We start from the raw sequence: 23,710 nt of genomic DNA on the forward strand, positions 1-23,710 counted from the left end.
CAACGCTTATCGCATGGCAAGATAAGCGTTGTTCACTTTCCACAGATAACGCGGTGCCTGAGGTGCAGGATGATTTTTCTGCACGTGCTGTGAAAACTCAGCAGGCGTCATCAGATTAATCTTTGCAATTGCGTAGGTTTTATCTTTCGCAAACGTTCTCAGCAACGCCCCGGCCCCGTTCACATAGGCTAATGTTGTCGCGTAACGACGCGTTTCAGGGTTGTTGATGCCTGCCAGTTGCTGTTGCAGGATACTCAAATACGCCGTTCCCAGATCAATATTCACCGCCGGATCTTTCAAATCACGCGGCGTGGGCTGACCGTAACGTCCTTTCATCCGGTAGGCATCGCGTCCTGCCGTTGAGGCCTTTAGCTGCATTAACCCAATCGCATTCGATTTGCTGACAACGGTTGGGTTATATCCAGATTCGACCTGAATGATTGCTTTAACAAGTGTTTCGTCGACGCCGTAAGTATTTGCCGCCTGGTGAATGACATCACCATATGGCCCCGGATGCATTAATGAGGCATCGCGCTGAGGTGGCGGCGATGGATTCAGAAAATGCGTTGTTTGAACCGGTGTTTCTTTAGCGCAACCCGCCAACAATAGCGCGGCCATCAAATAAAGAATGTTTGGTTTCACGTTATCTCTCTCGCGACTAGGACGAGATGTAGCATATACATCTTCTTTCCACACCTGAATATATTTTTAGTCTATTATTATTATTGTTTTGTTAAACAAGGGGGTTAGGAACATGTCGATAAGACAATTCTGTATATAAAACCTCTTTCATGTCACATATTCTGAAAATAACAGATTCACTGATTACGCTCTCAGTTCATCAACGTCGAAAATTGCATAAATTAACATCATCATCTGATTCAGCCGTGCGCCGGATCGGGTTTTTAAAGAAGAGAAAACGCTAACTTAATGAATTATCGGGCCAGTCAGAAGGGGTAATACCATGTGGCAAGCCGTCAATCGTTTGTTGAGTGAACACCTTGGCAGTGCTGAAATCCGCGAACGTGTTGAACTGCCGGGAGGTGAAATTCACCCGGCATGGCGGCTGAGCTATGGTGACAGGGATGTGTTTGTGAAATGCAATGCGCGCGAAATGCTGCCCATTTTTGCCGCAGAAGCCGATCAGCTCGCCCTGCTTGCGCGTAGCCAGACCGTCCGGGTACCAGAAGTGTATGGCGTGGGCAGTGACCGTGATTACAGCTTTCTTCTGCTTGAGTACATCCCGCAAAAACCGCTGGATGCGCATAATGCGTATGTTTTGGGGCAACAACTTGCCGCACTGCACCAATGGAGTGAACAGCTGCAATTTGGTCTCGATTTCGATAATGAACTGGCGACGCTCCCGCAACCCAATAGCTGGCAACGGCGTTGGGCGACGTTTTTCGCAGAGCAGAGGATTGGCTGGCAGCTACAACTGGCGGCAGAAAAAGGCATGACGTTCGGCAATATTGAAGATATCACCGCGATGGTTCATGCACGTTTACAGAATCATCAGCCACAACCGTCTTTATTACACGGCGATTTATGGCCGCATAACTGCGGGTTATCAGAAAACGGTCCTGTTATATTCGACCCGGCGTGTTACTGGGGCGACCGGGAATGTGATCTCGCTATGTTGCCGTTGTATCCCAATGTTCCGCCTCAGTTATATGACGGTTACCAGAGCAAAACGCCGTTACCTGATGACTTCATTTCGAGACAACCTCTATACCAGTTATATTATCTGCTTAACCGCAGTAATTTATTCGGCGGTCAGCATCTGGTGGTCGCTCAACGTGCAGTTGAAAGACTGTTACACGATGACATCAATTAACGTCTGACTCCTTAAGCTGCAAAAAATAAGGCCTGAACACGTGAATATTCAGGCCTTATTTATATCGTTAACGCCGTTCGATAACATATCGCCCAGCAACATGTTATGAATATGTTGATGGAATTATCAGGCGATCAAACCTAATAATTTCAGAATGAAATATCCGATAACCGCAATAATGATCGGCAAAATATATAACGGGAAATACTGCACCAAAATGGTGTGCCGGGGTATCACAATACGCTCTTCAATCTGAGGACGGGTCCGCCCTTCTGCACCTTTAGCCTGCTCAAGGATCAGCTGATCCTGGATCCCTTCGCGAATATGTTTCACCTGACGGGACATTCTCGCGCCTGAAGCCTGAAGTGCCAGCCCGACAAAAATCAGCCAGTAGATGATAAAGAACATGATATTCGCGGTTGTCACGCCTTGCCCAAGGGAAGGTACCGGCGAGTTGTACCAGAAAACGTTCAAAAACGAAGTGTTAAACTTAATCATATCAACCATCACGTGGACAAAATCCAGCATAACGGCATTAATGCCCTGCTCTGTTTTAGTATGCTCATTGATAAAGGTTAGCAATGAGATCAGCGTTGAAAGCAGCGCAGGGATAAAAATAATCCATCCTGCAATCCGTTTAATCACTGCCACACGTCCGGCCTGTTGGTACGTCATGAATTCCCCTTGTTAGGATACCTTAAGCAACAGCTAAGTTTACCCACAGAAAGGTTTTCCCGCCCAATGTTTTAATCAGTTAGCCCCTCTTCAGTATGAGCCCCTAGGTCATTTGTCCGTACAACAAATTTCATCCGCACGAAAGCCAATGGTAAAGTGATGGCCTATTCACTGTTAGGGAGTCCGCTTTCATGGCTTATGTCCGCCCTGTTAATGCAGCAATTTTCGATATGGATGGTCTGTTAATAGATTCTGAACGGTTGTGGGTTCAGGCTGAACTGGACGTTTTCAGCCGCCTTGGCGTCGATATTTCTCAGCGACATTTGCTGCCTGACACTTTGGGGCTACGCATCGATCAGGTGGTCAGAATGTGGTATCAGGTGCTGCCGTGGCAAGGACCTGCCCAGGCGGAGGTGGCTTCGATGATCATCGCACGGACCATTGAACTGGTCGAACAAACCCGGCCATTGTTACCCGGCGTAAACCACGCGCTTGAATTATGCCGTGATCAGGGACTGAAGATTGGCCTGGCCTCCGCGTCGCCATTATTTATGCTCGATACCGTACTGGAAATGTTCAATCTGCAAGCCTATTTCCAGGTTCGCGTTTCAGCCGAGAAACTGCCCTACAGCAAACCGCATCCCGAAGTTTACCTGCTGGCTGCCGGCGAGTTAGCCGTCGATCCGCTGAACTGCGTCACGCTTGAAGACTCCTTTAATGGCATGATTGCCACAAAAGCCGCACGTATGCGCTCTGTGGTGGTACCGGATAAGGAATATTTCGCAGATCCGCGCTGGGCGCTGGCGGATATCAAACTGTCCTCACTGGAAGAGCTGGCCGCGGCACATATCATCTGATACAAATGCGCAGCGGCAACCGTTGCTGCGCACGTAGCTGCTTTTCATCCCTTCATCACGCACATCCTCAGCCATAAATCTCAAAGCGACGTTTAATTTCACAAACCTTGAGCTGACTCATAAAATAAATAAAACGATATTTCATTTTTATTGAATTCGCATGCCAATGAACCTATCCTTTAAGTAACAAGGACGAGCCGGGAGCTCTCCTGCTTCTGTACGCTGTTACTGCCACGCAACGGTCAGACACGCCCGGTAAGTCCTCCTTAATCGCTACTCTACGAGAGGCACCGACATGCAAGTTCGTCAAAGCATTCACAGCGACCACGCAAAAACGCTTGATACCGCCGAATTACGCCGCGAATTTCTCATCGATAAAATCTTTGAAAGAAATGCCTACACGATGACTTACAGCCATATCGACCGCATCATTGTCGGCGGTGTCATGCCTGCTGAAAAAACGGTTTCTGTGGGAGATGAAGTCGGTAAGCAACTTGGGGTGAGCTATTTCCTCGAACGTCGCGAGCTTGGTGTGATCAACATTGGCGGGCCGGGACTTATCGTGGTTGATGGCACGACATATGAAATCGGTCATGAAGAAGCGCTGTATGTCGGAAAGGGGGCAAAAAATGTCGAATTCAGCAGTGTTGAGGCGACTAAACCTGCCAAGTTTTACTACAACAGCGCTCCTGCCCATACGACTTTCCCGAACAAGAAAATCACACTGGCAGAGGCCTCACCACAAACCATCGGCGATGCAGCAACCAGCAACCGCCGCACGATTAATAAATTTATCGTGCCTGACGTACTGGAAACCTGCCAGCTGACTATGGGGCTGACCAAACTGGAAGAAGGTAGCCTGTGGAACACCATGCCCTGTCACACCCACGAGCGCCGCATGGAAGTGTATTTCTACTTCAATATGGAAGAAGAAACTGCTGTGTTCCACATGATGGGACAACCGCAGGAAACCCGTCATTTATTAGTGCATAACGAACAGGCGGTGATTTCACCAAGCTGGTCGATTCACGCGGGTGTGGGCACCAAAAATTACACCTTCATCTGGGGAATGGTGGGAGAAAACCAGGTATTCGACGACATGGATCATGTCAAGGTCAGCGAACTGCGCTAACTCTTTGCTCTGCCGCAGATGGCAGAGCAATTCATCATTTTATGGCGAATGTGTGCCGTTGCAAAAGAGATTCTGAATATGATCCTCGACTCATTTGAATTAAGCGGCAAAGTCGCCATCGTGACCGGCTGTAATACCGGACTGGGCCAGGGCATGGCATTGGGTCTGGCCCAGGCGGGTTGCGATATCGTGGGAATCAACCAGTCGGCTCCTGAAGAGACGGAGCAAAAGGTCACCGCCACCGGTCGCCGCTTTCTTGATTTACGTGCCGACCTGAGCAGCATTAAAGACATTGCGCAGCTTATCGAAAAGGCCATTGCTGAATTCGGTCATATTGACATTCTGGTCAATAACGCCGGGATTATCCGCCGGGAAGACGCCATCGAGTTCAGTGAAAAAAACTGGGACGACGTGATGAATGTTAACAGCAAGACACTGTTCTTCATGTCTCAGGCAGTGGCGAAACAATTCATCAAACAAGGCAAGGGCGGCAAAATCATTAACATCGCCTCAATGCTTTCTTATCAGGGCGGGATACGTGTTCCTTCCTATACTGCATCGAAAAGCGCAGTGATGGGAATTACCCGCCTGATGGCCAATGAATGGGCAAAGCATGGCGTGAATGTGAATGCGATTGCACCGGGTTACATGGCGACTAATAACACCGAACAACTGCGTTCCGATGATGACCGCAGTAAAGAAATTCTCGACCGGATCCCTGCCGGGCGCTGGGGTCTACCGGAAGATGTCATGGGGCCGGTGGTATTTCTGGCGTCAAAAGCATCCGACTATGTCAACGGCTATACGATTGCGGTTGATGGTGGTTGGCTGGCGCGATAACAGCCTAAGACGTGACAGTAAAATGGCGTATTTTTATACGCCTTTTTCTTTTTAATCAGTCCGTTGACAATTAGTTACAGGGTGTCTCTTCCAAGATTGTGACAGTTTCACTTATACTGGATAAAATAACAGTTATCCAGTTCGGACGCGTCATGACGGCGGAAGGCCATCTCATTTTCTCAATCGCCTGTGCGGTATTTGCCAAAAAGGCGCAGCTCTCTCCGGAGCTGGCGCACGGCGACTGGTGGCATATTATTCCAGGGTCCCTGCTTACCTGCTTATTGCCCGACATCGATCATCCGAAATCCGTACTCGGCCAGCGTCTGAAATGGCTTTCTCATCCTATTGCCAGAGCATTTGGTCACCGAGGATTTACCCACAGTCTGCTGGCCGTGGCGGGGGGCATTTTCCTGTTACGCACGCATTTCCCTCACGACTGGGTCATTCCGGTGGACGCTTTTCACGCCATGATCATCGGTTATCTGAGCCATATTCTTGCTGATATGCTGACGCCCGCTGGCGTCCCCCTGCTCTGGCCATGCCGCTGGCGTTTTCGTCTGCCGCTAATCAATAGTCAAAAAGGCAATCAGCTGGAACGGACGCTGTGTCTGATGCTGGTCGGATTAACGCTGTTCTGGCCCGACTGGACGCCCATCATTGGTGCAATCAATCCGGACATTTTTAACCACATCCTGAAATTGTTCATCTGAGCAGCATGAAATATCACCAATCTGGCGATAATTGGTACAAATAAAACCAAAAAGTTATAACGCATTCTTTTTGGATATAAATGTTCAGGTGCCCAAACTGATATCCTGCTCACCATTGCTTTGGGATGGTGCAAACCCTGTCGGGAACACCCGTTTTAAATATCAAAACTATAAGTCTGGAGTTCGGTATGAATCTTCCGCTCGTTCTTAACGTAGTGGTTTTCGTTGTCCTCCTTTTGCTGCTGGCGCAAACCCGCCACAAGCAATGGAGTCTGGCAAAAAAAGTATTACTCGGTCTGGCCATGGGTGTTGTGTTTGGCCTGGCGTTACAGCTGATTTACGGTTCCGATGATCCGGTACTGAAGACTTCTATTACCTGGTTCAACATTGTCGGTAACGGCTACGTTCAGTTGCTGCAAATGATTGTCATGCCGCTGGTCTTCGTTTCGATTCTGAGTGCTGTAGCGAAACTGCATAATGCATCTTCGCTGGGCAAAATCAGTTTCCTGACCATCGGTACCTTACTGTTCACCACGCTGATTGCTTCGCTGGTGGGTATCTTTGTTACCGGCCTGTTTGGTCTGACTGCTGACGGTCTGGTTCAGGGAACGCAGGAAACCGCGCGCCTGACGGCAATTCAGTCCAACTATGTAGGCAAAGTGGCTGACCTGAGCGTGCCTCAGCTGATCCTTTCCTTTATTCCTAAGAACCCGTTTGCTGACCTGACAGGCGCTAGCCCGACGTCGATCATCAGCGTCGTTATCTTTGCTGCCTTCGTCGGTGTTGCTGCCCTGCAACTGGTAAAAGATGACGCAGAGAAAGGTCCGCGTGTTCTGGCCTTCATCGATACCCTGCAGGCGTGGGTGATGAAACTGGTGCGTTTGGTCATGAAACTGACACCTTACGGCGTTCTGGCGCTGATGACCAAAGTGGTTGCCGGTTCCAACATTCAGGACATCATTAAGCTGGGCAGCTTCGTTGTTGCGTCTTACCTGGGTCTGGGGATTATGTTTGTGGTACACGCGCTGCTGCTTTCTTTCACTGGCGTGAATCCTGCGAAATTCTTCCGTAAAGTCTGGCCGGTGCTGACCTTCGCCTTCACCAGTCGTTCCAGTGCAGCGACCATTCCGCTGAGCGTTGAAGCACAAACGCGTCGTCTGGGTATTCCGGAATCGATCGCAAGCTTTGCCGCTTCCTTTGGCGCCACTATCGGCCAGAACGGTTGTGCTGGTTTATACCCGACAATGCTGGCCGTTATGGTTGCGCCAACAGTGGGTATTAACCCGTTTGACCCGGTGTGGATTGCAACGCTGGTGGGTATCGTAACACTGAGCTCTGCCGGTGTGGCGGGTGTGGGTGGCGGTGCGACGTTTGCTGCGCTGATCGTGTTGCCTGCGATGGGGCTGCCGGTTACGCTGGTGGCACTGCTTATCTCCGTCGAGCCACTGATTGATATGGGTCGTACGGCGCTGAATGTCAGCGGTTCAATGACTGCCGGGACGATCACCAGCCAGTTGCTGAAACAGACCGACAAAGAAGTGATGGATTCAGAAGAAACAGCAGAACTGGCTCACCTCTAAGTTCAGATTGCTGGAAACAAAAAACCGAAGCCAATGGCTTCGGTTTTTTTATGCCTACAGTTCAGTACTGACTCAGAACGGATAGTCGTGGAATCCGATCTGCTCAGAGATATTACGTGCGGCGGTGTGCAGCATTTCCACGTAGTGGCTTTTGCTTTCTTCAGAAAAACGAATGGTCGGGAAGGAAATACTTAACCCGGCAATCACAACGCCAAAGCGGTCAAAGACAGGAACTGCGATACAACGCAGGCCTTGTTCCTGTTCTTCGTTATCTTCGCCGTAACCTTGCTCGCGCACCTGTAACAATGCAGTCTGCAAATCGGCGGCGTTCATGATGGTGTTTTCAGTACTTCGGGTGAATTCAATTTCCTGCAACAGCGCAGCGACTTCTGCTTTATCGCCCCACGCCAGCAACACTTTACCAATCGCCGTGGTATGTAGCGGATTGCGGCGACCAATACGTGAATGCATACGCAGGTTGTACATCGAATCAATTTTATGGATGTAGACAATCCCGTCTTCATCCAGCGCGCCAAGGTGAATAGTTTCACGGGTCAGGCGGGATAATTCGCGCATCTGAATATCCGCGCTGCGGATCAGATCGACATTTTGCAGCGCTTTGGCACCCAGTTCGAACAATTTCAGAGTCAGTGAGTATTTCTCTGATTCGCCTTCCTGCGCAACATAACCGAGTGACTTCATGGTCTGAAGAAAACGGTAAACCGTGCTTTTAGACATCATAACGCGTTGAGAAAGTTCAGTAATACCAATCTCACGTTCTTCGCCCAGCGCCTGTAAAATGCCAAAAACTTTCAGGACAGAAGAGACGGAATCGGGTTGCTTATCAAGATCTGCGATAGCCATAGGGTGAGTTACCTGCTCGCGTTGGTTTTGTTTCAAAAAAAATAGAACGTGGTTTTTATTATAGTGGCAAGCATTGCACAGAAGCAATCAACCCATTGATTGAGAATGTAAGAACTGTTAAGCCAGTTTCATTCCTGACAGAGGGATAAATAATTCATTTCATCATGTGACAATTGTCACTTTAAGTTGATTAGCGTAGTAATATTCCCCTCACTGATGACTACGCACTGACAGAACTCATGACTCCGACACCCACTGATGGCTTACCTCTTCCACAAAGATACGGCGCGATCCTGGCGATTGCACTGGGGATCACCGTTTCGGTGCTGGACGGAGCAATCGCAAACGTCGCGCTGCCAACCATTGCCAATGATTTCCACGCCAGTCCGGCGACGTCAATCTGGGTGGTAAATGCCTACCAGCTGGCGATTACTATTTCGCTGCTTTCTCTGGCATCGCTTGGCGATATTTTCGGCTACCGGCGTATCTATCAGACCGGATTGCTGGTATTTAGCATCACTTCACTTTTTTGCGCCCTTTCTGATTCCCTGCTGACACTGACGGTTGCCCGTGTTTTACAAGGCTTTGGTGCCGCTGCGATCATGAGTGTGAACACTGCGCTAATCCGGATTATCTATCCTCAGCGATTCTTAGGGCGCGGCGTGGGCATCAATGCGCTGATCGTGGCCGTTTCCGCAGCGGCAGGACCGACCATCGCCGCGGGTATCCTTTCTGTTGCATCCTGGCAATGGTTGTTCGCCATCAACGTGCCGATTGGTATTGTCGCGTTGATCCTTGGCCTCAAGTTTTTACCCGCCAATTCAACACGCAGCCAGGGACAGCGATTTGATATCACCAGCAGCGTGATGAACGCCCTGACCTTTGGTTTACTGATAAGCGCCATCAGCGGATTTGCGCAGGGCCTGAATCATATGCTAATCCTCGGTGAGGTCATTGCGCTGCTGATCATCGGCTGGTTCTTTGTCCGCCGTCAGCTGACGAGACCTTTCCCGCTGCTGCCGGTTGATTTGCTGCGTATTCCAATTTTCAGTATGTCGCTCGGGACTTCCCTGTGCTCTTTCAGCGCACAGATGCTGGCATTTGTTTCCCTGCCCTTCTTCCTGCAAAACACATTAGGCCTCAATTCAGTGGAAACCGGTCTTTTGCTGACGCCGTGGCCGCTGGCGACGATGGTAATGGCACCGATTGCAGGCCGTCTGGTGGAACGTTTCCATCCGGGAATGCTGGGCGGAATTGGTCTGGTGGTCTTTTCATTCGGATTATTTTCACTCTCATTACTGCCACCAGAACCTTCGCATCTGAATATCATCTGGCGCATGTTGCTGTGCGGTGCCGGTTTTGGGCTGTTCCAGTCCCCCAATAACCACACGATCATCAGCTCTGCGCCACGCAATCGCAGCGGCGGAGCCAGTGGCCTGCTAGGTACCGCTCGTCTTCTGGGACAAACAACCGGCGCGGCGATGGTTGCACTGATGTTCAACCTGTTCCCGCAACACGGTACGCACGCTTCGCTTATCCTCGCTGGAACTCTCGCAGGCACCGGCGCTTTGGTCAGTCTGCTGCGCATGACGCAGAAAACCAGCAGCCAGCGTGAAGCAGAAAACGCTAAACTGTAAAATTCAGACAATAAAAAGCCCGGCAGTTATTGCCGAGCTTTTTTATCAATAATCGCAAGAGGCTGATTATTTACTACTTATTTAATGTAAGCACCGCTGCGCAGCGCTTCGATACGTTTATCCAGCGGCGGGTGAGACATGAACAGCTCGCTGAATGACTTCGATTTACCGTTGATACAAAACGCCATCATACTTCCCGCTTCCTGCGGTTCATGGCTGGTTTTCAGACGCTGCAACGCAGCAATCATTTTCTCACGGCCTACAAGTTTTGCAGAACCCGCATCGGCATGGAATTCACGGTGACGCGAGAACCACATGGTGATGATGCTGGCCAGAATACCAAATACCAGTTCCAGCACGGTCGCCACGGCAAAATAAATCAGCGGATTGCCGTTGCTGCTCTCTTCGCCATCACGGTTACCGGAAAGGAAACCGGAGGCCACCTGCGCGATAATGCGGGAAATGAAGATAACGAAGGTGTTTACCACACCCTGAATCAGGGTCATGGTCACCATGTCGCCATTCGCAATGTGGCTGATTTCATGGGCAATAACCGCTTCGGCTTCATCCTGACTCATGCTTTGCAACAATCCGGTACTGACAGCGACCAGAGAAGCATCGCGGCGCGCGCCTGTCGCGAACGCATTAATATCGGGCGCGTGATAAATCGCGACCTGTGGCATGCCGATACCCGCCTGCTGAGACTGACGGCGAACGGTTTCCATTAACCAGCGTTCAGTTTCATTACGAGGTTGCTCGATAACTTCACCGCCCACCGAGCGCAACGCCATCCATTTAGACATCAGCAACGAGACAATTGCACCACCGAAGCCAAACAGCCCGGCCATGATCATTAATCCCGGCACGCTGCTGTGCTGAATGCCAGTCAGGCTAAGCACCAGCCCGAATACCAGCATAACGGCCAGGTTAGTCAGCAGGAACAACGCTATACGCATCATAAAATTTTACTTCCTCATTGTTACTTCATTGTTATTGGCAGAGTTTAACCACCGGCACATAGCTTACCCGGCTGTACTGATCCTATGGGCTTCTTATCAGGATTCAAGAGTCCATGCGTTCAGAAGGCCTGAATTCACAATACTTTACATTTTGAAGTGTTTTATTTCACAGACACGCCTGAAATTAAGATGATTTTAAAAAATCACGCATAAAAAAAGCGCACCTGAGTGCGCTTTCTTCTTTGACTGACCGCTTGCTTATTTAGCGGCGGTCTGGTCGGCCTGAGCCTTTTCCATAGTGCCGAGATCAACAGCAATATGGTCAGCTTCATCGAGATAAGGATCCGGAGCAACGTAATCTTTCGGCAAATCGTCGAGAGATTTCAGCGGCTTCTTGCCTTCACGCTTGAAGCGTTCATTCAGACGGCTAAGACGTAGCGCATCATCCTCTTTATCTTCTTTATCACGCTGAGCGTAATTCAGAGAGGCAATGTTACGTTTGTCTTTCAGCGCCTTGTAATGAGCGATGTCTTGCTGGATGTACTGGAACTCAGGATCTTTAGCAATACGGGCTTCATGGTCTTTCAGCAATTCAGGCAGGAACGGTTTCATGTCGCCTAATTTGGTGTAAGTTGCCGCGTTAATACTATCCCACGGAAGTGCGTTATCTTCGAACTTCTCGCCGGTTTCAATCGATTCAATACCGGTTGGCATCAGGATGTCCGGGGTAACCCCTTTACGCTGCGTACTGCCACCGTTGATACGATAAAACTTCTGGATAGTGTATTGCACAGAACCGAGCGCAGGCCATTCAGGACGCAGCATCTGGTCGTAAATACGGTTCAGAGAACGATATTGCTGAACAGTACCTTTACCGAAGGTTGGCTCACCCACAATCAGCGCACGACCGTAATCCTGCATTGCGGCAGCAAAGATTTCGGAAGCAGAAGCACTGAAACGGTCAACCAGAACCACCAGCGGGCCTTTATAGTAAACGACGCCATCGGTATCGCTGTCCTGACGGATACGACCGTTGTTATCGCGAACCTGAACCACCGGGCCACTTGGAATGAACAGACCAGACAACGAAACCGCTTCAGTCAGAGCACCGCCGCCGTTGGTACGGAGATCGATAACCAGACTGTTTACGTTCTGCTTCGCCATTTTCTGCAGCTGAACTTTCACATCATCCGTCAGCCCCACGTAGAAGCCAGGTATGTCCATCACAGCGACTTTTTGAGCGCCGACATTCTTGATGGTCATTTTAACTGCGCGGTCTTCCAGACGGATTTTCTCGCGAGTCAGGGTGATTACGTGGTTTTTAGCATTCTTACCCGCAGGCAAGATTTGCAGACGGACTTTGCTGCCTTTCGGTCCTTTGATGAGCGCGACGACGTCATCAAGACGCCAGCCAATCACATCAACAATTGGCGTTGGTTTTCCTGCCTGAACCTGTCCCACACCGACAATGCGGTCACCGACTGCGATAGCTTTGCTTTTGGCCGCCGGGCCGCCAGCTACCATCGAATTGATGACAGTGTAATCGTCGTCGCCCTGCAGTACTGCGCCGATACCTTCCAGAGACAAGCTCATTTCGGTATTAAACTGCTCGGTGCTGCGTGGAGAGAGATAGTTGGTGTGTGGATCGATTTCATGCGCGAAGGCATTCATCACCAGCTGGAAAACATCTTCACTGTTGCTTTGTGTCAGGCGTTTCATCGCAAAATGATAACGCTTGGAGAGCACGTCACGGATTTCCTGATCGTTTTTGCCGGTCAGTTTGAGGTTTAGCTCGTCATATTTGACTTTCGCATCCCACAATTTGTCCAGCTCAGCGCGGTCTTTCGGCCACGGTGATTTACTGCGATCAAGTTCAATCGTGTCGTTACCCGTGAAATCCATCGGGCGCTCAAGCACTTTCAACGCATAATCATAGCGTTCAAAGCGGCGTTTTTGAGCCAGATTGAAAAGAGCATATGGCGTGGTTAACTGACCGGTTTTCAGTTCCTCACCCAAGGTTGCACGTTTATCAGTGAACTGTGCGACATCGGAAGCCATTAATACGTTATGGCCATAATCGAGCATGTTGAGGTAACGGTCGAAGATTTTCGCTGAGAAATCTGCATTAAGGTCGAACTGACGATAATGTGAACGGGTAAAACGAGCAGTAACACGCTCGCTCACCGTTGCATCCTGCGGATCCTGCGTTAAATTAGGCAGTTGAGCGAGAGTCACCGGTGCACTCTCGTTCGCTGCAAAGCTGGTATTCACCAGCCCTGCTCCTGCCATTAACAGACCCGCAATAACGCTTAATCTGACAAATTTGTTCATGCCTGAGTTGGCCTCCGTATCAGAACTGCAAGTGTTCTGCGCGCACGATCATCGCCAGACCCGAAGAGAGTTGAACGCGTACACCGTCTTTGGCAATTTCCAAAACGGTTGCATCCATCGCACTCTGTCCTGCTCTGACTTTGATTTCCTGGCCAATTTGCAGTTTTGAAATGTCTGTTACTGGCACCTGACGCGGTTCACGTTTTTCCTCACGCGGTGGGCGAGGTGTACGTGGTTTGCGATTTTCCTGACCAGCCACAGCAGCGGGCGCATTTTCACGACGCGGCGCTGGTTTTTTACCGGCCGGACGTGGACGACGCGGCTCAGTGGTTTCACCGGCTTCACGACGTTTAGCCTGTTGTTCTGCACGTTGTGCCTGAACGCGGGCTTTTGCTTCTTCCAACTGTTTACGGGCATGTTCGACGTGCTGCTCTTCGAGAACGCCACATGAATTACCATCAAGGTCAACGCGTTCCGCGCCAACTTTAACGCCGTACAGATAGCGCCAGCTTGAGGTATACAGACGCAGAGCAGAGCGTAACTGAGTTTTGCTCAGATTCTCTTCACCTTGCACGCGCTCGACCAAATCCGCAAAGATACCGATCTTTAATGGGCGTGCTTCGCCTTCGGCGGTAAAACAGAGCGGGAACCGCTCAGCCAAAAAGGCGATGACTTCTTTACTACTGTTCAACTTAGGTTGATTTTCCATGAAATTTCCTGATTACAACGGGTTTGCCAACCGGCGCAGGCATGAACAGGCGTCATTATAATGACGCCGTTATTAAATGCCACGTTATCCGACGATCAACTTACGATCAGATTGACATATTTTTCAGCATCGCAGTTTTCGAGATGCTGGCAAAGCCCGCTGACTAACTCTGTCAGCCCCTGTTCATCGGCTTCATCGAAGCGTTGATAAACGGTGCTATCAATGTCTAATACGCCGATCACTTTGCCATTTATTGTGACTGGCAGAACGATTTCGGCATTACTTGCTGCGTCACAGGCGATATGGCCCGGGAAGGCATGAACATCACCCACACGTTGCACGGTATTTTCCGCTACTGCAGTACCGCAGACGCCTTTTCCTACCGGAATACGCACGCAGGCAATTTTACCCTGGAAAGGCCCCAGCACCAGCGTTGTGCCATCCATCAGATAAAAACCTACCCAGTTAACGCCTTCAAGACGTTCAAAAAGTAAGGCACTTGCGTTCGACAGAGTTGCAATGAAATTGTTTTCTCCGGCGATCAACGCGTTCAAATCACGTTTTAATTCCGTGTAGAATGCTTCTTTATTCATGTAGTAACCAATAATAACCTAAGGGCACTGAGCCGTTCTGTTGTGCTTAACCTCTATAAAATAAGCATTAAATGCCCATATGAACAAGGTTAATCCTGTGTGACATCAAAAAGACTCACCTACAATAACTGTTTGCCGACCGCATAATACGTTATTTTGTCAAAAAAACCTGGCTGATCTTGGCCTGATGGCCTCGCCTGACCCCCTCGGGGGATGCGTAATTGTAACAACAGGTATTCTTTACTATTCCAGGCACTATGAAAATACACACAATTTCAGCCCAGATTCCACAAATTCGTTACCAGCGATGCAGCGAGTGTGACACGCTTTTCAGACTCCCGGCGCTGCAACGCACGCAGACGGCACATTGTCCGCGCTGTAACGCGAAAGTTGAAAAAGGCCGGGTCTGCTCCCTGCCGCGACTGATCACGATGGCCATCAGCATATTGCTGCTGATGCCGTTCGCTTATACCGAACCGCTGATCAGCATCCGTCTTCTGGGCACGCGCATTGACGCCAGTTTGCTCGAGGGCATCTGGCAGATGTCACGTCAGGGTGATCCCGTCACCGCGAGCATGGTGGCCTTCTGTACTATCGGAGCCCCGCTGACACTGGCCGTATCCATTCTTTATCTGCATTTTGGCAGCAAACTTGGGATGAATCTGAAACCCGTATTGCTGATGCTCGATCGCCTCAAAGACTGGGTGATGCTCGATATTTATCTGGTCGGGATGGCCGTAGCCAGCATTAAGGTCAAAGAGTATGCCGATATCAACGTCGGTATCGCGCTGGCTGCCTACCTGATGATGACGCTGATGGTCACACTGACCATGATTAATCTCAACATCGAGCAGTTATGGGAAGAGTTCTACCCGCAGCGTCAGCCGAAAGGATTGCCCTCTTCGCTGCGTTTGTGCCTGGCCTGTAAATTCACCGGCATTCCGGATGAGCGCGGACGCTGCCCGCGCTGCCATGTTCCGATGCGTCTACGCTATAAACACAGTTTGCAGAAAACCTGGGCTGCGCTGATTGCCGCGATTGTCTTTTTAATCCCGGCCAATTTACTGCCTATTTCCATCATCTACGCCAACGGGCAACAGCTGAAGGACACCATATTTTCGGGCGTAGTGTCGCTCGCGACATCGGGAAATGTGCCAATCGCCGCCATCGTGTTTATTGCCAGCGTACTGGTGCCGTTTACCAAAGTTATCGTGATGCTGACGCTGCTGCTCAGCATTCATTTCAAAGCGATTCAGGGACTGAAAACGCGTATCCGTTTGCTGCGACTCGTGACCTGGATAGGACGCTGGTCGATGCTTGATTTGTTTGTTATTTCATTAATGATGTCGCTGGTGAACCGTGACCAGCTTTTGTCTTTTACGATGGGACCGGCCGCCTTTTATTTTGGCTCTGCCGTAATTCTGACCATTCTTGCCGTTGAATGGCTTGATAGCCGCTTGATTTGGGATGCACATGCAACAGGAAACGCCGAATACACCGACTGAAGCACGGATAAAACACAGGCGCCGGATTTCACCTTTCTGGCTTCTGCCGTTTATTGCTTTACTGATCGCCGGATGGTTGATTTACAGCAACTATCAGGAGCGCGGTACCACCGTGACTATCGATTTCCAGTCTGCGGCAGGGATCGTGGCTGGCCGGACGCCGGTCCGTTATCAGGGCGTGGAAGTCGGGACGGTGGAATCCATCAGCCTGAGCAAAGATCTGCGCACCATTCAGGTGAAAGTCAGCATTAAAAGTGACTTGTCCAACGCACTGCGCGATGGCACTCAGTTTTGGCTGGTGACTCCCAAAGCCTCTCTGGCCGGTGTTTCAGGGCTCGATGCGCTGGTCGGCGGTAACTACATCGGCATGATGCCAGGGCCAGGAAAAGAGAAAGATCACTTTGTTGCGCTCGATACACAGCCAAAATTCCGTCTCAATACCGGCGAACTGATGGTTCATCTGCACGCCAAAGACCTGGGTTCACTGAGCACCGGTTCGCTGGTGTATTACCGTAAAATTCCGGTCGGTAAAGTTTACGATTATGACATTGAAAGTGGTAATGAAGGCGTGACCATCGATGTATTGATCGACAAACGCTTTGCTAATCTGGTTAAAGACAATACACGCTTCTGGAACGTTTCCGGCTTTAAGGCAGATTTGAGCTTCAGCGGAGCGAAAGTTCAGATGGAAAGTCTGGCGGCGCTGGTGAACGGCGCCATCGCGATGGATTCCCCGAATGACGGGAAACAGGCAAAAGCCGATCAGTCTTACGTCCTGTATCCGGATCTGGCGCAAAGCCAGCGCGGTGTGGAAATCAATCTGGATTTACCGGATGGCAACGGATTATCCGAAGGCCAGACGCCGCTGATGTATCAGGGCTTGCAGGTCGGTACGCTGACCAAAATCACTTTGCAGCCAGACAATAAAGTCACCGGTAAACTGACGGTTGATCCTTCAGTGCTCGACATGATGCGTACCGGCACGCGTATTGAAATGAACAGCCCGAAAATCAGCCTGAATAACGCCAATATCAGCCAGTTGCTGACCGGCAATACGCTGGAACTTATTCCTGGTGACGGGGAGCCGCAAAAGCATTTTGTGGTGCTCGACAGCAACCAGCGACTGTTACAGAACCCTGACATACTCAAAGTTCAGCTCATCGCACCACAGAGTTACGGCATCGATGCAGGTCAGCCAATCAAACTTTACGGCCTCAACGTCGGTACCATTATTGACCGCACGCTGACGGATGAAGGCATTGTGTTTAATGTCGCGATCAAGCCGGAATATAAAAACCTGCTGCATAAAGACAGCAAGTTTGTGGTCAACAGCCGCGTTGATGTGAAACTTGGCGTCGATGGGATGGAAGTCCTCGGCGCAAGCGCTCAGGAATGGGTCGATGGCGGCGTGCGTATTATTCCGGGTACTAAAGGAGCACCTTCACAGAAGTATCCGCTGTACAGTAATGCGGAAAAGGCCGCTGAAGGCATTCAGGGCGAGCAACCGGGCGCTACGCTGACGCTGACCGCTAAAAGCCTGCCTGATGTGCAGACCGGTTCCGTCGTGCTTTACCGGAAATTCCAGGTGGGCCAGATTGTCAACGTTCGCCCTAAAGCCAATGAGTTTGATGTGGATGTTTATATTCAGCCGCAATACCGCAACCTGCTGACAGAGAAAACCATTTTCTGGGCCGAAGGTGGCGCGAAAGTGCAACTCAACGGCAGCGGACTGACCGTACAGGCCTCGCCGCTGGATCGCGCACTCAAAGGCGCGATCAGCTTCGACAACCTCGACGGCGTCACCGCCAGCAAAGGGGCGAAACGTGTTCTGTATGATTCAGAAACGTCGGCACGCGCGGTGGGCAGCCAGATAACGCTGAATACGTATGATGCCAGCAAGCTTTCCGCCGGTATGCCAATCCGTTATCTGGGCATCACCATCGGTCAGGTGGAATCACTGAAACTCGATTCGCAGCTGAATCAGGTTTCCGCCAAAGCGGTATTGTATCCGGAATACGTGGATAACTTTGCCCGCCGCGGGACGCGGTTCTCCATTGTTTCGCCGGAAATCTCCGCCGGTGGCGTAAGCAATCTCGATACGCTTCTCCAGCCTTACATCAACGTCGAGGCAGGAAAAGGTGCACCGGCACGCAACTTTGATTTGCAGGACTCCACCATCACCGACTCGCGCTACACAGACGGCCTGGGGATCGTGGTCGATGCGGCCGAAGTCGGCTCATTGCAAATCGGCACGCCGGTGCTGTTCCGCGGGATCGAAGTCGGTACGGTATCTGGCTTCTATCTGGGCGCCATGGCGGATCGCGTGAATGTGACGCTTCGGATCAGTAAAAAATATCAATATCTGGTGCGGGAAAACTCCGTGTTCTGGCTGGCCTCGGGCTATGACCTGCAGTTTGGCCTGACCGGTGGCGTGTTCAAGAGCGGCACATTCCAGCAATTTATTCGCGGAGGTATCGCCTTTGCGACACCGCCTACCACGCCACTGGCGCCGAAAGCGGCCAACGGCAATCATTTCCTGCTCAATCCTGAAGCACCAAAAGATTGGCAGAAATGGGGCACGGCAATTCCGAGAAATTAACCGGTATTATGTTGATCAGGGCCACCTTCGGGTGGCCTTTTCTTTATCCGGCAACGCCCGCAGCCCTCTCATCACCGGTAAATATGATAAACTGCGCGGCAGAAAAACTTCTTCAGCTCTGGAACCACACCTTTGTCAAAGCTCACCACCGCCAGCACTTTTACTGATAAATTGCCCGCTGCTTTTCTGGAAGCGACACGCGCAATCATGCCTGACTATCTGAGCATGGAAGATTTTATTGCCGCCTGCCAGCGCCCTCTCCGCCCGAGTCTGCGGGTGAATACCCTGAAAATCAGTGTGACGGATTTCCTTGAACTCGCCGGTATTTATCAGTGGGATTTAGAGCCCGTGCCGTGGTGCGCAGAAGGTTTCTGGATAAACCGCAACGCTCTGGACGATACCCGTCTGGGCAATGCCTTATCGCATCTTGCAGGCCTTTTCTATATCCAGGAAGCGAGCTCAATGTTGCCGGTCACGGCGTTATTTGCCAACGACACGCAACCGGTTCTGGTGATGGACGTCGCAGCTGCGCCCGGTTCTAAAACCACGCAAATTGCGGCTCTGATGAAAAATCAGGGTGGCATCATTGCCAATGAATATTCCGCCAGCCGTGTCAAAGTCCTGCATGCCAATATCAGCCGCTGCGGTGTCAGTAATACTGCGCTGACGCATTTTGACGGGCGCGTATTTGGCGCGGCACTGCCTGAAACCTTTGACGCCATCCTGCTGGACGCGCCCTGCTCCGGCGAAGGCGTCATCCGCAAAGACCCTGACGCCATGAGCAACTGGTCTGAAAGCAGCGTGACTGAAATTGCCGCTACGCAACGTGAACTGATCGACAGCGCGTTTCATGCGCTGAAACCCGGCGGCGTACTGGTCTATTCAACCTGCACCCTTAATGCGCAGGAAAACCAGCAGGTCTGCCAGTGGTTGCTGGAAACCTATGCGGATGCGGTAGAAGTCGAATCGCTGGAAGAGTTATTCGCGGGCGCCGGAAAATCAGTCACGCCGGAAGGTTATTTGCATGTATTTCCTCAGGTCTACGACAGCGAAGGCTTCTTTGTCGCCCGCTTTCGTAAAACCGATTCGGTACCGCGTCTGCCAGTCCCCGGATATAAAGTGGGACGCTTCCCGTTCTCGCCACTTTCCCGTCAGGACAGCGCGGAAATTATTAAAGCGGCAGGTCTTTCAGGACTTTCCTGGCCTGAAAAACAATACACGCTATGGCAGCGCGATAAAGAAATCTGGCTGTTCCCTGCCGTGCTGGAGCCAGTCTTTGGCAAAATCCGTTTCTCCCGAATTGGTATACGACTGGCTGAACGTTTTCCGAAAGGATTTCGCTGGCAGCATGAAGCCGTAGTGGCATTCAGTGTCACAGATGCCAATAATCGTTTTGAGATAAATGATGAACTGGCGCAAAGCTGGTTTCGTGGCGTCGATATCTATCCTGACGATACGCCACCCGCAGACGAGTGTCTGGTGACCTGGCTTGGGCAGCCATTAGGATTGGCAAAAAGGATCGGTAGCCGGATTAAAAACAGTCTTCCACGCGAACTGGTGAGAGATGGCGCGATACGCCCGCAAACATTGCCGAACGATTAATTAGATTTAACTTTCCCACAAATTTCTGTGCCAGAGGAACATTCCGACGGCGCAGAATATTCTACTCAACAGTCATTCACGCCGACAAAAACACCTCATAACTGCCTTTCTTTGAATTCTGTGCAACTGAAATTTTAGGTGAAATCACGGTGACAAAGTGTATATAACAAATAGCTGCAAAGCATTTTATGCTGCCTATATCGGATAGTGACTTATATTATCAAGAAAGGTTTACTGAATTATAAGTAGGAATAATCCTATGCTGCCATGTATTATTGCCATCAAGATAACATTGTCAGTGATATATCATTTTCAGATATAAATCTTAATGCCTGATGTTGAGTAAAGACCTGCCAGTCGGAGAAGTATCATGTCGGATGAAATGAAACTCGAATCAGCAGATGGGCTGCTTTTGCAGCAAATGGCCAGTCTGCGAGATATTATCGATAACAATTCTGACTGGATCTGGGAAGTCGATGCACAGGGGCGTTATGTTTTCTCCTCCAATAAATGCATCGAGTTTCTTGGCGTTCCGCCTGAAAAAGTATTAGGAAAAACCCCTTTCGATTTCATGCCTCCCGATGAAGCACGCCGCGTGGGCGAGCAATTTGCCGCTATCGTTGAACGCCGCGCCCCTTTCGGTGGTTTGCTCAATCGTAATATCCGTCCGGACGGCACTGAGGTTATTCTCGAAACCAGCGGTGTTCCACTTTTTGATAATGACGGTAACTTTCGTGGTTATCGCGGGATCGACCGCAACCTGACCAGCCTGGATCAGGCACCGGGTCAGCGTCTCTTCCAGCTCGAAACGATTTATTCCAATGCGCCCGTTGGCTTGTGTTTCATTGATTTGCAGATGCGATATGTCACCGTTAATGACGCAATGGCGAATATTATCGGCCTGCAACCCTATGAAGCGATCGGTCGCAAAATCGGCGTTTTCCTGCCGGGACTTTCACCTTTGCTGAGTAATGCGCTTGAGCTTGCCCAGCGTAACGAAACGACTCCCGATCGCGAGTTTTCCGTTCCCGGTAAAAATCAGGTTTTCTTCGTACGTATTAAAGCGGCCTATGACGCACAGAATCAGCTGAACGGCCTTTCCGTCGCGATGACGGATATCACCAGCCTCAAACGTATGGAAAGAGCCCTGCGCGAAAGTCAGGAACATTACCGCAATATGGTTGAGCTGAACCCGCAAATCCCCTGGACAGCCGACCCGCGCGGAATGCTCAATGATGTCAGTTCGCGTTTCCAGCGGATCACCGGGATGACCCGTCAGGATATTCTGGCCGACAAGTGGATCCAGAGTATGCACGTGGAAGACCGTCGCGCCGCCGTTCAGACCTGGGAACAATGCCTGAAAACAGGCGCGCCTCTGGATATTGAAGTTCGTTTTTGTCACGTCGACCGTGGCTGGAACTGGATGCGTATCCGCGCAGCCGCCAGTTACGCTCCCGATGGTTCGATTCAGCGCTGGTACGGCACAGCCGAAGACGTTCACGAACGCAAGTTACTGGAACTGAAACTGGTCAAAGCTAACCGACGTCTCGAAATTCAGGCGCGCACCGATTCACTGACTAAACTACCGAACCGCCGTGAGTTTAAAAAAGTGCTCAGCCACGAATATATGCGTTCCAAGCGGAACCGCACGCCGCTGACAGTGGTGATGATCGACATCGATTACTTCAAACATTTCAACGATCATTATGGCCATCTTTCCGGCGACGCCTGCCTGCGTTTAGTGGCGCGTACTTTACGCAAATCGCTCAAACGCAGCACAGACGTTGTGACGCGTTTTGGCGGCGAAGAATTCGCTGCCATTCTGCCGGATACAGACCTGAAAGGCGCCTGGATTGTCGCACAGCACATCATGGAATCGATTGAGTCGCTGGGCATCAAGCACAGTTTTAGCGAGTTTAACCGCGTCACCATCAGTCAGGGTATTGCAACGTATATGCCGGAACAGGATCCAGGCATTGAAGACCAGTCAGATATCGTCAGTGCCGCCGATGAAGCCCTGTATCTGTCGAAAAATAATGGTCGCAACCAAATAAACGCAATGCCTGTCTCGGTAAGATTTAACCAGCTTTAAGCCTTCTTTCCCGCAGCCGCTCAATTTGCGCGGCTCTGTACCTTGCTTCATCACAAACCGGTTCGAACTTCCATCCCCCTGCCTGTCGCCACAAAAAGAGAATCCGTGAAAATTCGGGTGGCGCTTTTTGTGCTGTCGACTATTCTCAAATAAGGCAGACCAACTGGTCATACCTGATGTCATTGAAATTGCTTACATCACTCTGGCGAGGAGTATCTGATGGGAAAATCGAGTATCCGGATTGGCAGTTACGAAATTGACGATGCACATCTCTCAACGCCTGAAGCAAAAGGCGGCGATAAAGTGCATATTCCGTGCAAATCAGACCCTGATTTGTGTATGCAACTTGATGCCTGGGATGACCATACCAGCGTCCCGGCGGTTCTCGATGGACGTCATTCTGTGTTGTATAAGGAAAAGTACGACGAACAGAAAGATGAGTGGATTATGCGACTGGAGTAACACAGCATGGCGAACGGAGTTGAGTTCGCCATGCCGCTTGCGGTCAGTCGGCCGCGCTTGTCACTGCTGAGCTTTTGCGACCAGCGAAATCCCCCGTCCGGCAAAAAAACGTTCGAAAGTTTCCACAGGTAGTGTGACGTCCTGCTGAGTAGAAAGATCGTGACCGGAAGGATTATGAAAGGTCACTGATTGTTCGTCAGCACGGGTCACCAGCACCAGATGACCGCCTCTGCGCGGTGGCGTGGACTCCGGGATACGAACAGATGGATGTACAGAAGCAATAAAAAAACGGTGTTCTTCCAGCTGACCCGCAATCTCATGCGCGGAAATATCCACTTTCACCTGCGCCTCAAGACCGAGTTCGTTACGGACATATTCAACAAAAGGCGCGTAAATAAGCCCCTTTATATTGTCACCCTCGCGAATATACGCTCCGTATGAAAGACTTTGGTAGGTCAGTTTCAAGACGGGCACCACGTTGCCTGAAATGGCTGCGAGTACCATCTTAAGGCAGCACATTCCGCAAACATGATTTGCCCACTCAATAAATTCCTGCTGGTCAGCGGCCCCCGACCGGGGCCACAAGCTGATATCGCTCAGCTGGATGTCACCGGCAATAATCCCGGCTGCGCAGTCAGGATCTTCCCACTGACTAAAATACGGGACTCCCGAAGAAGGAGAAAACGAACGCTGATTAAAGGGCATGACGTATTCCTGAACGACAGACTG

General features: G+C 50.6%; 20 protein-coding genes. 12 read left to right on the forward strand and 8 right to left on the reverse strand.

The features are described from left to right. Positions 1–6: 6 nt before the first annotated feature. On the reverse strand, positions 7–642 hold the full coding sequence (locus J1784_RS21515; RefSeq protein WP_420803989.1) for a transglycosylase SLT domain-containing protein: 636 nt from the start codon (positions 640–642) through the stop codon (positions 7–9). A 322-nt stretch (positions 643–964) separates the two neighbouring features. On the opposite strand from J1784_RS21515, the gene J1784_RS21520 reads away from it, so the two are divergent. Beyond that, positions 965–1,834: a fructosamine kinase family protein gene (locus J1784_RS21520; protein ID WP_217150887.1), complete on the forward strand. Its 870-nt coding sequence runs from the start codon at positions 965–967 to the stop codon at positions 1,832–1,834. Positions 1,835–1,960: 126 nt separating this feature from the next. Here the strand turns inward: J1784_RS21520 and J1784_RS21525 are convergent, their stop codons facing one another. Beyond that, complete coding sequence (locus tag J1784_RS21525) at positions 1,961–2,509, reverse strand: YniB family protein (RefSeq protein ID WP_217150888.1); 549 nt, start codon at positions 2,507–2,509, stop codon at positions 1,961–1,963. A 191-nt stretch (positions 2,510–2,700) separates the two neighbouring features. Between J1784_RS21525 and hxpB the strand changes: the two genes are divergently transcribed. From hxpB to J1784_RS21550, 5 genes are all read left to right on the forward strand, one after another. Further along, positions 2,701–3,366 (forward strand): hexitol phosphatase HxpB, encoded by a 666-nt coding sequence (gene hxpB / locus J1784_RS21530; protein ID WP_217150889.1) that lies wholly within the window; start codon positions 2,701–2,703, stop codon positions 3,364–3,366. Between the two features lie 295 nt (positions 3,367–3,661). Continuing rightward, complete coding sequence (gene kduI / locus J1784_RS21535) at positions 3,662–4,498, forward strand: 5-dehydro-4-deoxy-D-glucuronate isomerase (protein WP_217150890.1); 837 nt, start codon at positions 3,662–3,664, stop codon at positions 4,496–4,498. Between the two features lie 78 nt (positions 4,499–4,576). Further along, positions 4,577–5,338, forward strand: coding sequence for a 2-dehydro-3-deoxy-D-gluconate 5-dehydrogenase KduD (kduD, locus tag J1784_RS21540; protein WP_217150891.1), 762 nt, complete (start codon positions 4,577–4,579; stop codon positions 5,336–5,338). A 152-nt stretch (positions 5,339–5,490) separates the two neighbouring features. Further along, positions 5,491–6,048 carry a metal-dependent hydrolase gene (locus J1784_RS21545; protein WP_217151149.1) on the forward strand — a complete coding sequence of 186 codons (558 nt, stop codon included), beginning with the start codon at positions 5,491–5,493 and terminating at the stop codon, positions 6,046–6,048. Between the two features lie 188 nt (positions 6,049–6,236). Then, positions 6,237–7,628 (forward strand): L-cystine transporter, encoded by a 1,392-nt coding sequence (locus J1784_RS21550; RefSeq protein ID WP_217150892.1) that lies wholly within the window; start codon positions 6,237–6,239, stop codon positions 7,626–7,628. A 72-nt stretch (positions 7,629–7,700) separates the two neighbouring features. Here J1784_RS21550 and kdgR read toward each other — a convergent pair whose 3' ends face one another. Further along, positions 7,701–8,492, reverse strand: coding sequence for a DNA-binding transcriptional regulator KdgR (gene kdgR / locus J1784_RS21555; RefSeq protein WP_217150893.1), 792 nt, complete (start codon positions 8,490–8,492; stop codon positions 7,701–7,703). A gap of 239 nt (positions 8,493–8,731) precedes the next feature. Here kdgR and J1784_RS21560 point away from each other — a divergent pair, with 239 nt between their 5' ends. Then, the gene (locus tag J1784_RS21560; protein WP_217150894.1) at positions 8,732–10,129 is read left to right on the forward strand and encodes an MFS transporter; all 1,398 of its coding nucleotides are present in this window, start codon (positions 8,732–8,734) and stop codon (positions 10,127–10,129) included. Positions 10,130–10,206: 77 nt separating this feature from the next. On the opposite strand, the gene htpX is transcribed toward J1784_RS21560, so the two are convergent. From htpX to J1784_RS21580, 4 genes are all read right to left on the reverse strand, one after another. Continuing rightward, positions 10,207–11,088 (reverse strand): protease HtpX, encoded by an 882-nt coding sequence (gene htpX, locus J1784_RS21565; RefSeq protein WP_112287988.1) that lies wholly within the window; start codon positions 11,086–11,088, stop codon positions 10,207–10,209. A 258-nt stretch (positions 11,089–11,346) separates the two neighbouring features. Then, a complete protein-coding gene (gene prc, locus J1784_RS21570) occupies positions 11,347–13,419 on the reverse strand; it encodes a carboxy terminal-processing peptidase (RefSeq protein WP_217150895.1) in 2,073 nt (690 codons plus the stop codon). A 19-nt stretch (positions 13,420–13,438) separates the two neighbouring features. Next, on the reverse strand, positions 13,439–14,128 hold the full coding sequence (proQ, locus tag J1784_RS21575; protein WP_112287990.1) for an RNA chaperone ProQ: 690 nt from the start codon (positions 14,126–14,128) through the stop codon (positions 13,439–13,441). A gap of 95 nt (positions 14,129–14,223) precedes the next feature. Then, the gene (locus J1784_RS21580; protein WP_120132017.1) at positions 14,224–14,721 is read right to left on the reverse strand and encodes a GAF domain-containing protein; all 498 of its coding nucleotides are present in this window, start codon (positions 14,719–14,721) and stop codon (positions 14,224–14,226) included. Between the two features lie 257 nt (positions 14,722–14,978). Here J1784_RS21580 and yebS point away from each other — a divergent pair, with 257 nt between their 5' ends. From yebS to J1784_RS21605, 5 genes are all read left to right on the forward strand, one after another. Beyond that, entirely contained in the window at positions 14,979–16,226 is a 1,248-nt protein-coding gene (gene yebS / locus J1784_RS21585) for a membrane integrity lipid transport subunit YebS (RefSeq protein ID WP_217150896.1), read from the forward strand. Then, positions 16,195–18,825: a PqiB family protein gene (locus J1784_RS21590; protein ID WP_217150897.1), complete on the forward strand. Its 2,631-nt coding sequence runs from the start codon at positions 16,195–16,197 to the stop codon at positions 18,823–18,825. Before yebS ends, J1784_RS21590 begins: the two co-directional genes overlap by 32 nt. Before the next feature lie 207 nt (positions 18,826–19,032). After that, complete coding sequence (gene rsmF / locus J1784_RS21595; RefSeq protein ID WP_217151150.1) at positions 19,033–20,427, forward strand: 16S rRNA (cytosine(1407)-C(5))-methyltransferase RsmF; 1,395 nt, start codon at positions 19,033–19,035, stop codon at positions 20,425–20,427. Positions 20,428–20,797: 370 nt separating this feature from the next. Continuing rightward, positions 20,798–22,519, forward strand: coding sequence for a sensor domain-containing diguanylate cyclase (locus tag J1784_RS21600; RefSeq protein WP_217150898.1), 1,722 nt, complete (start codon positions 20,798–20,800; stop codon positions 22,517–22,519). Positions 22,520–22,738: 219 nt separating this feature from the next. Beyond that, positions 22,739–22,981, forward strand: coding sequence for a YebV family protein (locus tag J1784_RS21605; protein WP_120505994.1), 243 nt, complete (start codon positions 22,739–22,741; stop codon positions 22,979–22,981). A 60-nt stretch (positions 22,982–23,041) separates the two neighbouring features. On the opposite strand, the gene J1784_RS21610 is transcribed toward J1784_RS21605, so the two are convergent. After that, the gene (locus tag J1784_RS21610) at positions 23,042–23,686 is read right to left on the reverse strand and encodes a C39 family peptidase (protein WP_217150899.1); all 645 of its coding nucleotides are present in this window, start codon (positions 23,684–23,686) and stop codon (positions 23,042–23,044) included. Positions 23,687–23,710 lie beyond the last annotated feature (24 nt).

It is taken from the genome of Rahnella ecdela, assembly GCF_019049625.1.
Lineage (GTDB): Bacteria > Pseudomonadota > Gammaproteobacteria > Enterobacterales > Enterobacteriaceae > Rahnella > Rahnella ecdela.